The following is a 13068-nucleotide window of genomic DNA, read 5'->3' as shown; positions in this document are numbered from 1 at the left end:
GGGCTTCAGACATGCAGGAAACGGTCCTTGACCTCGGGGGTGGCAAGGATTTCATCGGTTGTGCCCGACCAGACAACGCGGCCCTTTTCGATGACCACGTGGTGATCGGCAATTTTTGTCAGGGCATCGACGTTCTTGTCGATGACAAGGATCGCCTCGCCTTCGTCCTTGAGCCGTTTGAGACAGGCCCAGATATCAGCACGGATCAGCGGCGCCAGCCCTTCGGTGGCCTCGTCCAGCACCACAAGCTGCGGATTGATCATTAGTGCGCGCCCGATGGCGAGCATCTGCTGTTCCCCACCCGACAACTGGTTACCCATATTGCGGCGACGTTCCTTAAGGCGCGGAAACAAATCATAGATCCGCTTGATGGTCCATTTGCCCGGCCGTGCCGTGGCACGCAGGTTTTCCTCGACATTCAGCGTAGGGAAAATCTGGCGTCCCTCCGGGACATACCCCAGACCGGCCACCGCAACACGGTGCGGTTCGGCCCCGGTCATATCCTTGCCGCCAATCCTGATGCGTCCGGCGCGGGGTTTGACAAGGCCAAAGATCGACTTGATCGTCGTGGTCTTGCCCATGCCGTTTCGACCGAGCAGCGTCACAACCTCGCCTTCCTTCACACTCAGGTCGACACCAAACAGGATCTGGCTCTCTCCATAGCCCGCTTCGAGTCCGTTGACCTCCAACATCAGGCAACCTCTCCGACTTCGTCGCCGAGATAGGCGGTTCGCACCTCGGGATCCGAGCGGACCGCCTCGGGCGTTCCAGTCGCGATGATCTGGCCGTAGACTAGGACAGATACCCTGTCGGCGAGGGCAAAAACCGCGTCCATGTCGTGTTCAATCAGAACGATGGTGAACCGGCCCTTCAGCTTTTGCAGGTTCGCGACAAAAGTGTCGGCATCTTCGCCCCCTACCCCGGCCAACGGTTCATCCAGCAACAGAATCTTGGGTTCGGTCGCGAGCGCAATGGCCAGCTCCAACCGCCGGTGTTCGCCATGGCTCAGCGATTTGGCGGGAATGTCAGAGCGATGCTCCAACCCCGCCTCACGCAGTGCCACAAGTGCGGCGTCATTCAGCGCAGCCTCATCCGCGACGGTCTTAAAGAACCGAAACGACGACCCTTGGCGCGCCTGAACGGCCAGCGCCACGTTTTCCAGCGCCGTAAAGCCGGGCAGCACCGATGTGATCTGAAACGACCGCGCCAGACCCAGTTTCACCCGATCGGGCATCGACAGTCGAGTCACGTCGCGCCCTGCGATCGCCACCGTTCCGCTGTCCGATCGGAGTTGCCCGGACAGTTGCGAAATCAGAGTGGTCTTGCCCGCCCCATTGGGGCCGATGATGGCATGAATCTCACCCGGCGCGAAATCAAGCGACACATCATCGGTGACCTTCAACGCCCCAAAAGATTTGGTCAGGTTGCGAACCGTCAAGGACGTCATTCCTGTTTCCTCGCGATGCCGAGTTTTTCGAGAAGGCCCGTGATGCCGCGGGGCGAAAACAGCACCATCAGCACCAGGAATATCCCGAAGAACAGCTTCCAGTGTTTTGACAGGGCCCCCAGCCATTCCTCGAGCATAAGGGCGGCGACCGCCCCCGCGATTGGGCCGGCCAGTGTTCCGACGCCGCCCAATACGACCATCACGATCAATTCACCCGAGCGGTGCCATGACATGAAGGCGGGCGACACGAATTGCGCCTGATTGGCAAGGACCACCCCAGCGACCGATGTGATGCAGCCCGAGATGATGAAAGCCGTCAGCTGATAGCGGAAGGGTGAAAAGCCGATGGCCTCCATCCGCGTGGGATTTTCCCGAATACCGGTCAACACTCGCCCAAAACGCGACCCGACAATGCGGTGGCACAGTAAGAACAGCCCAATCAGCAAGGCAAGCGTGACGTAATACTGGCCGAAATCCGATTTCAGCAGATCCATACCCAATACAGTCGACCGCTGAGCGAGGGCCACTCCGTCATCGCCGCCGTAAGCGGAAAGCGAGATGAAGAAAAAGAACGCCATCTGACCAAAGGCCAAGGTTATCATGATGAAATAGACGCCCTTGGTGCGCAGGGAAATCGCGCCCGTGACAAAGGCAAAGACCGCCGAAATCCCCGAGGCAAACAGAATTTGCAGCATCAGGTCGTTGACCCCGTGACGTGACAGGATCGCAACCGCATAGGCCCCGAACCCCAGATAGGCGGCATGGCCGAAACTGACCATCGCGCCGTACCCAAGGATCAGATCCAACGCCATGGCAGCGATGGCATAGGCAAGGATGCGGGTGCCGATCAGCACATAGAACGGATCATTCAGCGCAGATGCCAGCGGCGGCATCAGCGCAAACACCGCAAACAGGACCAATGCAGCCTTAAGCCGCCCGGCCAAGGGGCGACGCGCAGATGTAACAGTGGCCGTCGTGTCGGTCATGCGGGCCTCCCGAACAGTCCGGCGGGTTTGGCAAAGAGGATCACCGCCATCAGGATATAGACCAACATCGGCGCCAGCACGCGCCCCATCTGACCTGCGGCAGCGGGGTCAAGCACCTCGCGCAGCAGGATGGGCCCAAAGACACCGCCAAGCGTATCGACAACGGCAACCAGAATGGCCCCCAGAAACGCCCCCTTGATCGACCCGATGCCGCCGATGACCACGACAACGAACGTCAGGATCAGCACGCTTTCCCCCATGCCGGTATCAACCGACAGGATCGGCGCCACCAAAGCTCCAGCAAGACAGGCCAGCACCGCGCCCAGCGTAAAGACGATGGCAAACAGACGGTTGATATCGACCCCCAACGCCGAGACTGTGGAGCGGTTCGTCGCCCCCGCCCGCAGCAACATGCCGACGCGTGTATAGTTGACCATGATGAACAGACCCACCGCCACAGCCAGACCCGCCACGATAATCGCGATACGGTAGACGGGGTATTTCAACGGCCCCATAAGCGGCACCGATCCGGACAGAATGTCGGGCATCGGCACCGACAGAGGCGAGGTTCCCCAGATCATCTTGACCGCCTCATTGGCGATCATCACCAGCCCGAACGTGGCCAGAACCTGATCCAGGTGGGATCTGGCGTATAATCGTCGCATCACCACAAATTCCACGACAAGCCCGACAACGACGGCAGCCGGGAGCATCAACAGAAGCCCCCACCAAAAACTGCCGGTCGCCGCAGCGAACGTCGCGATCAGATAGGCCCCGACCATGTAAAGAACGCCATGGGCCAGATTGATCACGTCCATGATCCCGAACACCAGCGTCAATCCCGCTGCGATCAGAAAAAGCAGAACACCCAGCTGCAAGCCATTCAACAGTTGCAGCACAAAAAGGTTCATCATGTTCGTGACCCTCCTGGCCCGTCAGTCGATCACATTTCGCACTTAGAGGCGTAGTTATCGACGTAGTCGTCAAAGATCTGTTCTTTGACCGAGGTGCCGTACATGCCGTCGTCCCGCTTTACCGCCTCGACCAGATAGAAATCCTGAACCGGGAAGTTGTTGGCGCCAAAGCTGAAGTCGCCACGCGGGCTGTCAAAGTCGGCCTCGTGGATCGCCGCGCGCAGGGCGTCACGGTCGGTCAGGTCGCCACCCAGTTTCTTGACCGCGCTGTCGATCAACTGTGCCGCGTCATAGGCCTGCATCGCATATGTGCCGGGGACCGCGTTGTATTTGGCGATATAGCCGTCAACAAACGCCTTGTTTGCCTCGGTATCCATGTCAGGGGCCCAGTTTGCGCCACCCAACATACCGACCGCCGCATCCTGTGTTGCGGGCAATGTGGTTTCATCGACGGTAAAGGCCGACAGGAACGGGATACTGGTAAGGCCCGCTTGGCTGTACTGCTTCACAAGGTTCACGCCCATGCCACCCGGCATGAAGGTAAAGACCGCATCAGGTTGGAATGCCGCGATCTGTGCGAGTTCAGACGAAAAATCGAGCTGTCCCAGTTCGGTAAACACTTCACCTGCGGTCGCCCCGGTATAGGAATGTTTGAAGCCCGCAAGGCTGTCCTTACCCGCCTGATAGTTCGGCGCCATCAGAAAGACGTTCTGATACCCTTGGCTCTGGGCATAGGCCCCCATGACCTCATGGTTCTGATCGTTTTGATAGGACGTCGTGTAAAAGTTCGGGTTGCACGCCTCACCCGCGAGGGTCGAGGTGCCCGCATTGGTCGAAATCAGGATCGTCCCCGTCGAGGTAACTGGCTGTACAATCGCCATCAGGATATTGGAAAAGATCGGCCCGACAACAAAATCAACTTCATCACGCTGCACCAGTTCACGCGCCTTGTCGGCTGCCAGATCGGGGCGGCCTTCGTCGTCAACAACGATGATTTCGGTTTTCATTCCGCCAATCTCGCCAAGGCTTTCCGCTGCCAGCAGAAACCCGTCGCGCGCCTGTTCACCCAACGCAGCCGGGGGGCCGGACAAGGTGTAGATAAGGCCAATCTTGAGCACGTCATCATTGGCGGAGGCAGGAACATCCTGTGCAAAGGCCGGGGCAGTCAGCCCGACGGACAGCAAGGTAGAGGCAAGTAGTTTGATCTTATGGTTCATTTCAGAACTCCCTGATTGATATCTGCGGCTTTTGCCGTCTGTTTGGGCGCGAGGCCGGTTGAACAACGCGCTAGACCCACATTGAGGAGGATAACGCGTTGCGAATGCAAGTTCTTATTGACCCCCCTCGCCCGCGCTGCCGAGTACGGTTTGCAGCATGGCGCTGTTGGGATCAGCCAAGTCATCAATGACATTGAAATGGTGGCGGTCTGGCGCGACCACGTCTTGCGTGATGCATCCAAGACCATGCCAGATGTTCGACAATAGCACCGACTGGCGCAGAAACTCCTGTCGCTCGCCGCCTCCGACCCACGTGGTGAGCGGCACATGTTTCAATGGGCGTTTCAGGACCGGGCTGTTTGCTTCTGCACTCACCATGTTCAGTTGCAACGCCGCGTTGCGTTCGGTCCGGAGCATCGGGCGCAGGTCGTGAACTCCCGAGATCGACAGAACATGCGCCAATCGCGAGCGGGTCTCATCGGAAAGCGGTGAATCCTCGCACATCATCGCTGTAACAAGATGTCCTCCGGCGGAATGCCCGCTGAGAACGATCGGGCCGTCAATCTCGTCTGCCGCATGGGTGATCGCGGCGCCGACCTGCGCCGTTATGTCGGCAATCGAAACCTCGGGGCAGAGATCGTATGACGGCATCGCGACAGCCCACCCCTGCGCCAGCGGTCCGGCGGCGAGGTGTGACCAGTAAGATTTGTCCAGCGCCATCCAGTAGCCGCCGTGAACAAAAACAAAGAGGCCCTTGGGCGCATCTTCCGGCAAGAACAGGTCGTATCGGTGACGCGCGCCTTCGCCATAAGGCAGCTCCAAATGGGCGCGGGCAGCGGCGCGAAATGAGACAGCAGGTTCAACCCACGCAGCGGGATAGTCTGATCCACCAGGAATATTGCGCCCGTTCTCATAGGCGTCATCCCAATCCGTCACCGCGAAAGCGACCATCTACAACTCCCCGTTTGTCGTTCAGACCTTGGACTCTTGAAATCATTTGCGAGCACCGAGGACCTTCAATTTAGGCAAACGTTACGCGGGTCGAAATTTATTTCAAGCTAAAACTTTTTTTACTTGAAATAAATTTCGACGCTGCCTAGCCTTTCAGCATCAAAGACAGAAACAGACCGGAGAGCACGGTGGCACAGAGGGACACAGAGACGGAAACCACTGCCCCGGTATCGGCCTCGAAAGAGCGGCTGAGGCTGTGGCTCCGCCTGCTCAAGAGCACGCGGCGCGTGGAAGCGCAGCTGCGCGAGAACCTGCGTACCGAGTTCAACTCGACCCTGCCCCGCTTTGACGTGATGGCCGCGCTCGCGCGCTTTGACGATGGTCTGAAGATGAGCGCACTGTCCGGCGTGTTGCGCGTCTCCAACGGCAATGTCACCGGCATCGTCGACCGACTGGCCCTGGAGGGTCTGGTTGTTCGGATGCAGGTCCCCGGCGATCGTCGCGCCATGCTGGTGCAACTGACAGACAAAGGGCGCGAGGTCTTTGCAGCGCAGGCCGAAGCCCATGAACGATGGATCGATGACCTGCTTGGGGGGTTCACGCCAACGGAGGCGCGGTCTTTCTCGGACCGGTTCGACTCGATCACCAATCTAGATGAGGAGGATGGTCAATGAGGGCCGATACAAAGCATTTCCTGTGCGATATCAAGGACGGTATCGCGACAATTCGGCTGGACCGACCAGAACGGAAAAACCCGCTGTCTTTTGACAGCTATGCCGAACTGCGCGACTGGTTTCGCGACCTGCATTATGACGACGATGTAAAGGCCGTGGTCTTTGCCTCCAACGGTGGCAATTTCTCGTCGGGTGGGGATGTGCACGACATCATCGGTCCGCTGACCAAGATGTCGATGAAGGAACTCTTGGCCTTTACCCGGATGACCGGCGATCTGGTCAAATCCATGCTGAACTGCGGCAAGCCGATTATAACCGCCGTTGACGGCGTTTGTGTCGGTGCTGGCGCGATCATCACCATGGCCTCTGACTTGCGCGTCGCGACGCCAGAAGCCAAATGCGCCTTCCTCTTTACCCGCGTTGGTCTGGCCGGTTGCGACATGGGGGCCTGTGCAATGCTGCCTCGCATCATCGGTCAGGGTCGCGCGAACGAACTGCTCTATACTGGCCGCGCCATGAGCGCCGACGAAGGCGAACGCTGGGGGTTCTGGAACCGTCTGATCGCCGCAGATCAGCTCGAAGACGAAGCCGCGGAATGGGCAAAGAAAATCGCAGAGGGCCCCAATTTCGGCCACATGATGACCAAGACCATGCTGCAACAAGAATGGTCGATGTCACTGGATCAGGCCATAGAGGCCGAGGCGCAGGCTCAGGCCATCTGCATGCAGACACAGGATTTCACCCGCGCCTATGACGCCTTTGTCGCCAAGGCCAAACCCGTGTTCGAGGGCAACTGATGGCGGATCGCAGCTATCTTGACTGGCCGTTCCTTACCCCCGCGCACAAGGAACATGCGCTGTCACTGGACAGTTGGGCAGAAAACCTGGGCGAGATCGACCACAAAGACACCGACAATGCCTGTCGGACATTGGTTGCCAAACTGGGCGCGGATGGCTGGCTGAACCCGACCGCCGTCGACCCGGCCAACCCGGCGCCACTGGATGTGCGTACATTGTGCCTGTCGCGCGAAACATTGGCACGGCATGATGGTTTGGCAGACTTTGCCCTTGCCATGCAGGGCTTGGGAACCGGTGCCATTTCGCTGTTTGGCTCGCCCGAACAGCAGGCCGAATGGCTGCCTCTGACCCGCTCCGGACAGGCGTTATCCGCCTTTGCTTTGACGGAACCGCAATCAGGTTCCGATGTCGCGAACTCCACCATGACCGCGCGGGATGACGGCGATAGCTGGGTGCTGGACGGGGAAAAGACGTGGATCTCCAACGGTGGTATCGCTGACGTGTATACGCTCTTCGCCCGCACCGGCGAAGGTCCGGGCGCACGCGGTCTTTCGGCCTTTGTCGTGCCCGCCGACACGCCGGGAATTGAAATCGCAGAACGTCTCGACACCATCGCGCCGCACCCCTTGGCAACCCTGCGCTTTGATGGTGCGCGGCTGCCAAAATCAGCGTTGATCGGCGCGAGCGGGCAAGGGTTCAAGATTGCCATGTCCGTGCTTGACGTCTTTCGAACCACAGTTGCCTCGGCCGCCTTGGGTTTCGCCCGCCGTGCGCTGGACGAAGCGGTCGCCCGCGTCACCAGCCGCGAGGTTCAGGGCAAACCGTTGGCCGATTTGCAGATGGTGCAAGCGCATATCGCCGACATGGCGCTGCGTGTCGATGCCGCCGCGTTGCTGGTCTATCGCGCCGCATGGACCAAGGACAGTGGGGCACCCCGCGTTAGCCGAGAGGCTGCAATGGCCAAACTGTTCGCGACGGACGAAGCGCAAAAGGTCATCGACGCCGCCGTTCAGCTGCATGGCGGTGATGGCGTCCGCTCGGGCCAAACGGTTGAACGGCTCTATCGTGAAATTCGGGCGCTGCGCATCTACGAAGGTGCCTCGGACGTTCAGAAAGTGATCATCGCCGGCCAGACGCTGGATGCCGCGCTGGCCGGCTAACGAAATCAACAAACGGCTTGGACCGACAACAGGGAATTCTCAATATGACACCACAGACCCTCACCCTCGGCCCGTCGGCCCATGTCGATACCTACACGCGCGACAACCTGCCCCCGGCAGATCAATGGCCCGACCTCTTGCTGGATGGGTTCGATTATCCCGAACAGTTGAACGTCGGTGTCGAATTGACCGACGCGATGGTCGCCAAGGGTTTTGGCGACAACACGGCGCTGATCGGCAATGGTCGCCGCCGCACCTACAAGGAACTGGCCGACTGGACCAACCGCTTGGCCCACGTCATGGTCGAGAACCTTGGCATTCAACCCGGCAATCGCGTCCTGATCCGATCGGCCAACAACCCCGCTATGGTCGCCGTCTGGCTGGCCGCAACCAAGGCTGGCGCGGTTGTCGTAAACTCCATGCCGTTGCTGCGCGCGGGCGAGCTGACCGCCATCGTCGACAAGGCTCGCATTCAGTTCGCCTTTTGCGACACACGGCTGATGGACGAAATGGCCACCTGCGCCAAGGCATCCGAATTCCTTGGAAAGGTGGTCGGATTTGACGGGACGTCGAACCACGATGCCGAGCTCGATCGGCTGGCATTGGAAAAGCCTGTTCAATTCGATGCGGTGAAAACCGCGTGTGATGACGTGGCCCTGTTGGGCTTTACTTCGGGCACCACCGGCTCTCCCAAGGCGACTATGCATTTTCACCGCGACATCCTGATTATCGCCGATGGCTATGCCAAGGAAGTGCTGGGCGTCACGCCCGAGGATGTGTTTGTCGGCTCCCCTCCTCTGGCATTCACCTTCGGCCTTGGCGGGCTGGCGGTGTTTCCCCTGCGGTTTGGTGCGGCGGCGACGCTGCTGGAGAACGCCTCGCCACCCAATATGATCGAGATCATTCAGAAGTATAAGGCAACCGTCAGCTTTACCGCGCCCACGGCGTATCGCGCCATGCTGCGCGCGATGGATGAAGGGGCCGATCTTTCATCGCTGCGGGCTGCCGTGTCGGCGGGCGAAACCCTCCCTGCCCCGGTCTATGAGGAATGGATGCAGAAAACTGGCAAACCGATGCTGGACGGGATCGGCGCGACCGAGATGCTGCATATCTTTGTCACCAACCGCTTTGACGACCACCGCCCGGCCTGCACTGGCAAGCCCGTGACCGGATACGAAGCCAAGGTGATCGACGAGGATGGCAACGAAGTGCCCCGTGGCACCACCGGACGATTGGCGGTGCGTGGACCGATCGGGTGCCGCTATATGGCAGACGACCGTCAACTTAACTACGTGTTGGACGGCTGGAACATCACTGGCGATGCCTTTGTCATGGACGAAGACGGCTATCTGCACTTTGCCGCCCGCAATGACGACATGATCGTCTCGTCGGGTTACAACATCGCAGGGCCAGAGGTCGAAGCGGCGCTGTTGTCCCACCCTGCGGTTATCGAATGCGCTGTGGTCGGCCAGCCTGATGAGGAACGCGGTTCCATCGTCGAGGCACATGTCGTCGTTGCCGAAGACCACGAGCCGGGTGAAAAACTGGTCAAGGCGCTGCAAGAGCATGTGAAAGCCTCGATTGCCCCGTATAAATACCCCCGGTCGGTAAAGTTTATCAAAGCACTCCCCAAAACCGAGTCAGGCAAAATTCAGCGCTTTCGTCTGAAAAGCTAACAGCTTGTTCCGGCCCTACCCCGCACTTGGGGAGGTGCCGAACCGGGCGCGATAGTCTTGTGAAAACCGCCCAAGGTGGGAAAATCCGACCGAATAGGCCACTTGCGTCACGCTTTCACGATTTTGGCGTCGGCTGAGTAAATAACGCGCCGCATCCAGTCGAACATCCCTGAGATACCGCATGGGCGAAACGCCATAGGCTGCTTTGAACCCCAGCTGCAATGACCGGATATTCAGCCCCGCCTCGCGCGCGATATCCTCGACCCGCAGCGGTTCGCTGATATTGGCATGTAGATAATCCAGCGCCCGCCGCATCTCTCGCGACGTCGGCGCGCGGGCAACACGCCATAACATATGACTGATATTGCTGGGCTGGCTTTCCAGCAATACGCTGACCAGTTCTCGTTCGACCCAGGCCTCGTTCAGACCAGCACCATCGCGCCACAGGTTTCCATGGGTGGCCGCGCGGGCCGCTGCGGTGACCTGTTGGAACAAACGCTGCCCGCCGGTTTGTGTCAGATCGACCCGAGGATCAAACCGCACCGCACCTTGAAGTGGCGCACCAATCAGATCTTCGGCCACGCGCTCCAGATGTCCGCAATTGACCTGCAGCAAGAGCTTTCGGCACCCCTCGCCCCAGATCATACGGGCGTCGCGGTCCGGGTTCAGGATTGTGGCAGTGTCGGCACCTGCCTCGACCGTTTCGCCCCGATGTTGGATCCGCGCGGCCCCGGCCAGCGGAAACTGCAACAAGTAAAAGTGTTGAAGCTGACCGGGATCAATCTCGACCTCTGCGCCATATCCAAGCGTGTTCAGCGACATTTCAGCTCCACCAACGTGATTGTGCCGGACCCGCAACTGTGCGTCACGCCGCATATCCAGCCGATGATCGCAGAAAGCCTGCCCGACCACGGCCCGCGCTTCGGACAGGTCTTCGGTCCGCAGAATGGGAAATCCGGACAGCAGGGCCTTGGCAGAATGGGGATCGGGTTGGGCCATGCGCAAACTCTGTGCGAGTGTCACAAATATTTCAACCTTAAAGCTCTCGACTCCAATTCGGATTCGCAATCTGGATAAACACCTGTCCGAAACTCTGGCAGAGTGAGTGTGACGGGGCCGCGTGAGTCCCGTATCAACAGGAGAATATGATCATGCAAGCAGGCGTCACCCTTTCTGATGGTTCAGTCGACGGCAAACAGTGGAATGTCGTTGGTCACACCTACACCCCCAAGCTCTACAGCGAAAACGCGATGATCTGGCACGCGGTCATCCCCGATGGAACCTTTGTGCCGCCTCACATTCACACCACTCAGGATGAATGGATAATCATGCTGACCGGCGATCTTGAAATTGAATTCGGCGCAGACGTCCACAAGGCTGGCACCGGCGATACGATCAGGATGCCCATGGGCGTCGCGCATGGCATCTTCAACCGCTCCGGCAAAGAAGCGACCTGCGTCTTTGGTGTCGCCCCGTCGCGCAAATTGTTCGACCTGTTCGGCAAACTGGACGGTGTCACCGATCCCGAAGAGTTGGTCCGCATTTCTGCGGAGCACGAGGTTGATTTCCTGCCGCCTCCGGCCGCGTGAGGAAGCGCATCATGGTCAATCGCAAGAAGGTAGCCGTGATTGGCGGCGGGGTCTCGGGCCTCGCCGCGGCCAAGGCCTTTGACGAGAAAGGGCACCGGGTCTGCGGCTTTGAACGCAGCCACGATTTTGGTGGCGTGTGGGAGCTGTCGCGGTCCTATCCGGATGTTCAGACACAATCGCCCAAGGAATTGTACTGCTATTCAGATCATCCCATGCCGGCGAACTATCCCGAATGGCCTAAGGGGCCGCAGGTTCATGCCTATCTGCACTCCTATGCGGACAAGCATCAACTGGCGCGGCTGTTCAAGCTGAATACCGAAGTTCTGTCGATGGACCGACGCGACGATGGCAATCCAGGTTGGACCCTGCGCCTGCGATCCGGATCGAACGAATGGGCAGAGGATTTTGATTTTGTTGCCATTGCTACCGGGCAGTTCTCGGAAAAGAACATCATCACCCACCCCGGACTGGAGGGCTTCATCACAGCCGGGGGGGAAGTTCTGCACTCTTCGGATTACACCGATCCGACCATGTGCAAAGGCAAGCATGTGCTTGTTCTCGGGGCGTCGAAGTCCGGCACCGATATAGCGGTAAACGCCGCAAGGAACGGTGCCGCCTCGGTCCATCTGGTGTACCGCGAAAACGTCTGGCGTATTCCCTATTTCGTGGGCGGTATAAACTTCAAGCGGCTGCTCTATATGCGGGCGCAAGAGATGCAGTTCAACGGCTGGGGCCGTGGCCCGATTCAGCGCGCATTGGCGGCGATCACCAAGCCGCTGGTCTGGGCGAATTTCCGTGGTCTTGAGACGCTTCTAAAGCTGCAACTGGGCCTCAAGAAACATAATATGGTCCCCAACTCCCCGATCGAGAAAGAGGCGTCCTGCTCTCTGCCGATCGTCACGCCGGGCCTCTTTGAGGAAATGAATGCCGGGCGGGTCAAGCCGGTGATTGGCAGTACCGACAGCTATGAACCGGGCAAGATCAGGCTGACCACCGGCGATATCATCCCGTGCGATCTGTCGATCCTTGCGGTCGGCTGGAAACTGGGTGTCCCCTATCTGGCGCAGGAATATCAGGACAAGCTGATCGAGGCCGATGGACAATACCGGACCTATCGTCTGTCGGTGAACCCCGACCTGCCGGATATGGGCTTTGTTGGATTCAATTCGTCTTTCTGCACGGTTCTGTCCGCAGAGATGGTCGCCAACTGGCTGGTGCGCTACATGGACGGACAACTGGCACGCCAACCATCCGCTCAGGATATGGAACAGAATATCGCGGCCATGCTGCAGTGGAGGCGAAACGAGCGGCCAGCGGCACAGGTCTATGGCGGCCAATGCTCGGCACCATTCCACTTTCGTCACTTTGACGAACTGATGCAGGACATGGGGGCAACCCAATGGAAGCGGTCAAACCCCTTGACCGAAACCTTCAACTATCCAGATGCCGCAGCCTATGGCCGGTTTCTGGCAACCGCTCCGTCTTATAACGCGGGATAACCAGCCAAATTCCGCGCCCTGGCACTGTCTGCTTGGGCGCGAAACCCAAGCGCACGGGCCCACTGCCGTGCGCCAGGAATAGACCGGCAGGATCATATGGAATATTTAAATATTTTATACTTGAAATAGTTTGCCGACCCGCTAACCTGATCCGGACA

General features: G+C 59.0%; 13 protein-coding genes. 6 read left to right on the top strand and 7 right to left on the bottom strand.

Annotated features, from left to right (window positions below; all coding sequences use genetic code 11):
• Positions 1-5: 5 nt before the first annotated feature.
• The 6 genes from ABJO75_RS17065 to ABJO75_RS17040 all read right to left on the bottom strand — a co-directional run bounded on the left by ABJO75_RS17065 (position 6) and on the right by ABJO75_RS17040 (position 5515).
• A complete protein-coding gene (locus ABJO75_RS17065) occupies positions 6-692 on the bottom strand; it encodes an ABC transporter ATP-binding protein (RefSeq protein WP_348132021.1) in 687 nt (228 codons plus the stop codon).
• On the bottom strand, positions 692-1447 hold the full coding sequence (locus tag ABJO75_RS17060) for an ABC transporter ATP-binding protein (protein ID WP_348132019.1): 756 nt from the start codon (positions 1445-1447) through the stop codon (positions 692-694). Before ABJO75_RS17060 ends, ABJO75_RS17065 begins: the two co-directional genes overlap by 1 nt.
• Positions 1444-2433, bottom strand: a complete 990-nt coding sequence (locus ABJO75_RS17055) for a branched-chain amino acid ABC transporter permease (RefSeq protein WP_348132017.1) — start codon at positions 2431-2433, stop codon at positions 1444-1446. Before ABJO75_RS17055 ends, ABJO75_RS17060 begins: the two co-directional genes overlap by 4 nt.
• Positions 2430-3347, bottom strand: a complete 918-nt coding sequence (locus ABJO75_RS17050; RefSeq protein WP_348132014.1) for a branched-chain amino acid ABC transporter permease — start codon at positions 3345-3347, stop codon at positions 2430-2432. The genes ABJO75_RS17055 and ABJO75_RS17050 overlap by 4 nt, the downstream gene beginning before the upstream one ends.
• 29 nt (positions 3348-3376) lie before the next feature.
• Positions 3377-4564 (bottom strand): ABC transporter substrate-binding protein, encoded by a 1188-nt coding sequence (locus ABJO75_RS17045; RefSeq protein ID WP_348132011.1) that lies wholly within the window; start codon positions 4562-4564, stop codon positions 3377-3379.
• A gap of 114 nt (positions 4565-4678) precedes the next feature.
• The gene (locus tag ABJO75_RS17040; protein ID WP_348132009.1) at positions 4679-5515 is read right to left on the bottom strand and encodes an alpha/beta hydrolase; all 837 of its coding nucleotides are present in this window, start codon (positions 5513-5515) and stop codon (positions 4679-4681) included.
• Between the two features lie 188 nt (positions 5516-5703).
• Here ABJO75_RS17040 and ABJO75_RS17035 point away from each other — a divergent pair, with 188 nt between their 5' ends.
• The 4 genes from ABJO75_RS17035 to ABJO75_RS17020 are packed head-to-tail and all read left to right on the top strand — an operon-like array spanning position 5704 to position 9822.
• Positions 5704-6189, top strand: coding sequence for a MarR family transcriptional regulator (locus ABJO75_RS17035; protein ID WP_348132006.1), 486 nt, complete (start codon positions 5704-5706; stop codon positions 6187-6189).
• The gene (locus tag ABJO75_RS17030) at positions 6186-6986 is read left to right on the top strand and encodes an enoyl-CoA hydratase family protein (RefSeq protein ID WP_348132004.1); all 801 of its coding nucleotides are present in this window, start codon (positions 6186-6188) and stop codon (positions 6984-6986) included. Before ABJO75_RS17035 ends, ABJO75_RS17030 begins: the two co-directional genes overlap by 4 nt.
• Complete coding sequence (locus ABJO75_RS17025; protein ID WP_348132002.1) at positions 6986-8146, top strand: acyl-CoA dehydrogenase family protein; 1161 nt, start codon at positions 6986-6988, stop codon at positions 8144-8146. Before ABJO75_RS17030 ends, ABJO75_RS17025 begins: the two co-directional genes overlap by 1 nt.
• Before the next feature lie 44 nt (positions 8147-8190).
• A complete protein-coding gene (locus tag ABJO75_RS17020; protein WP_348131999.1) occupies positions 8191-9822 on the top strand; it encodes an AMP-binding protein in 1632 nt (543 codons plus the stop codon).
• 15 nt (positions 9823-9837) lie between these two features.
• On the opposite strand, the gene ABJO75_RS17015 is transcribed toward ABJO75_RS17020, so the two are convergent.
• A complete protein-coding gene (locus ABJO75_RS17015; RefSeq protein ID WP_348131996.1) occupies positions 9838-10821 on the bottom strand; it encodes an AraC family transcriptional regulator in 984 nt (327 codons plus the stop codon).
• A gap of 152 nt (positions 10822-10973) precedes the next feature.
• Between ABJO75_RS17015 and ABJO75_RS17010 the strand changes: the two genes are divergently transcribed.
• Together ABJO75_RS17010 and ABJO75_RS17005 are read left to right on the top strand one after the other, a co-directional pair.
• Entirely contained in the window at positions 10974-11411 is a 438-nt protein-coding gene (locus ABJO75_RS17010; protein ID WP_348131994.1) for a cupin domain-containing protein, read from the top strand.
• An 11-nt stretch (positions 11412-11422) separates the two neighbouring features.
• The gene (locus ABJO75_RS17005; protein WP_348131991.1) at positions 11423-12910 is read left to right on the top strand and encodes an NAD(P)/FAD-dependent oxidoreductase; all 1488 of its coding nucleotides are present in this window, start codon (positions 11423-11425) and stop codon (positions 12908-12910) included.
• Positions 12911-13068: the final 158 nt, after the last annotated feature.

The sequence above is a fragment of the Sedimentitalea sp. genome (assembly GCF_039973035.1).
Lineage (GTDB): Bacteria > Pseudomonadota > Alphaproteobacteria > Rhodobacterales > Rhodobacteraceae > Sedimentitalea.
This window is presented reverse-complemented; position numbering and strand designations above follow the sequence as displayed.

What these genes read in the sequence shown, in the direction of transcription:
- ABJO75_RS17065 (WP_348132021.1), bottom strand. Translation starts at nt 692, where the DNA reads ATGTTGGAGGTCAACGGACTCGAAGCGGGCTATGGAGAGAGCCAGATC.
- ABJO75_RS17060 (WP_348132019.1), bottom strand. Translation starts at nt 1,447, where the DNA reads ATGACGTCCTTGACGGTTCGCAACCTGACCAAATCTTTTGGGGCGTTG.
- ABJO75_RS17055 (WP_348132017.1), bottom strand. Translation starts at nt 2,433, where the DNA reads ATGACCGACACGACGGCCACTGTTACATCTGCGCGTCGCCCCTTGGCC.
- ABJO75_RS17050 (WP_348132014.1), bottom strand. Translation starts at nt 3,347, where the DNA reads ATGATGAACCTTTTTGTGCTGCAACTGTTGAATGGCTTGCAGCTGGGT.
- ABJO75_RS17045 (WP_348132011.1), bottom strand. Translation starts at nt 4,564, where the DNA reads ATGAACCATAAGATCAAACTACTTGCCTCTACCTTGCTGTCCGTCGGG.
- ABJO75_RS17040 (WP_348132009.1), bottom strand. Translation starts at nt 5,515, where the DNA reads ATGGTCGCTTTCGCGGTGACGGATTGGGATGACGCCTATGAGAACGGG.
- ABJO75_RS17030 (WP_348132004.1), top strand. Translation starts at nt 6,186, where the DNA reads ATGAGGGCCGATACAAAGCATTTCCTGTGCGATATCAAGGACGGTATC.
- ABJO75_RS17025 (WP_348132002.1), top strand. Translation starts at nt 6,986, where the DNA reads ATGGCGGATCGCAGCTATCTTGACTGGCCGTTCCTTACCCCCGCGCAC.
- ABJO75_RS17020 (WP_348131999.1), top strand. Translation starts at nt 8,191, where the DNA reads ATGACACCACAGACCCTCACCCTCGGCCCGTCGGCCCATGTCGATACC.
- ABJO75_RS17015 (WP_348131996.1), bottom strand. Translation starts at nt 10,821, where the DNA reads ATGGCCCAACCCGATCCCCATTCTGCCAAGGCCCTGCTGTCCGGATTT.
- ABJO75_RS17010 (WP_348131994.1), top strand. Translation starts at nt 10,974, where the DNA reads ATGCAAGCAGGCGTCACCCTTTCTGATGGTTCAGTCGACGGCAAACAG.
- ABJO75_RS17005 (WP_348131991.1), top strand. Translation starts at nt 11,423, where the DNA reads ATGGTCAATCGCAAGAAGGTAGCCGTGATTGGCGGCGGGGTCTCGGGC.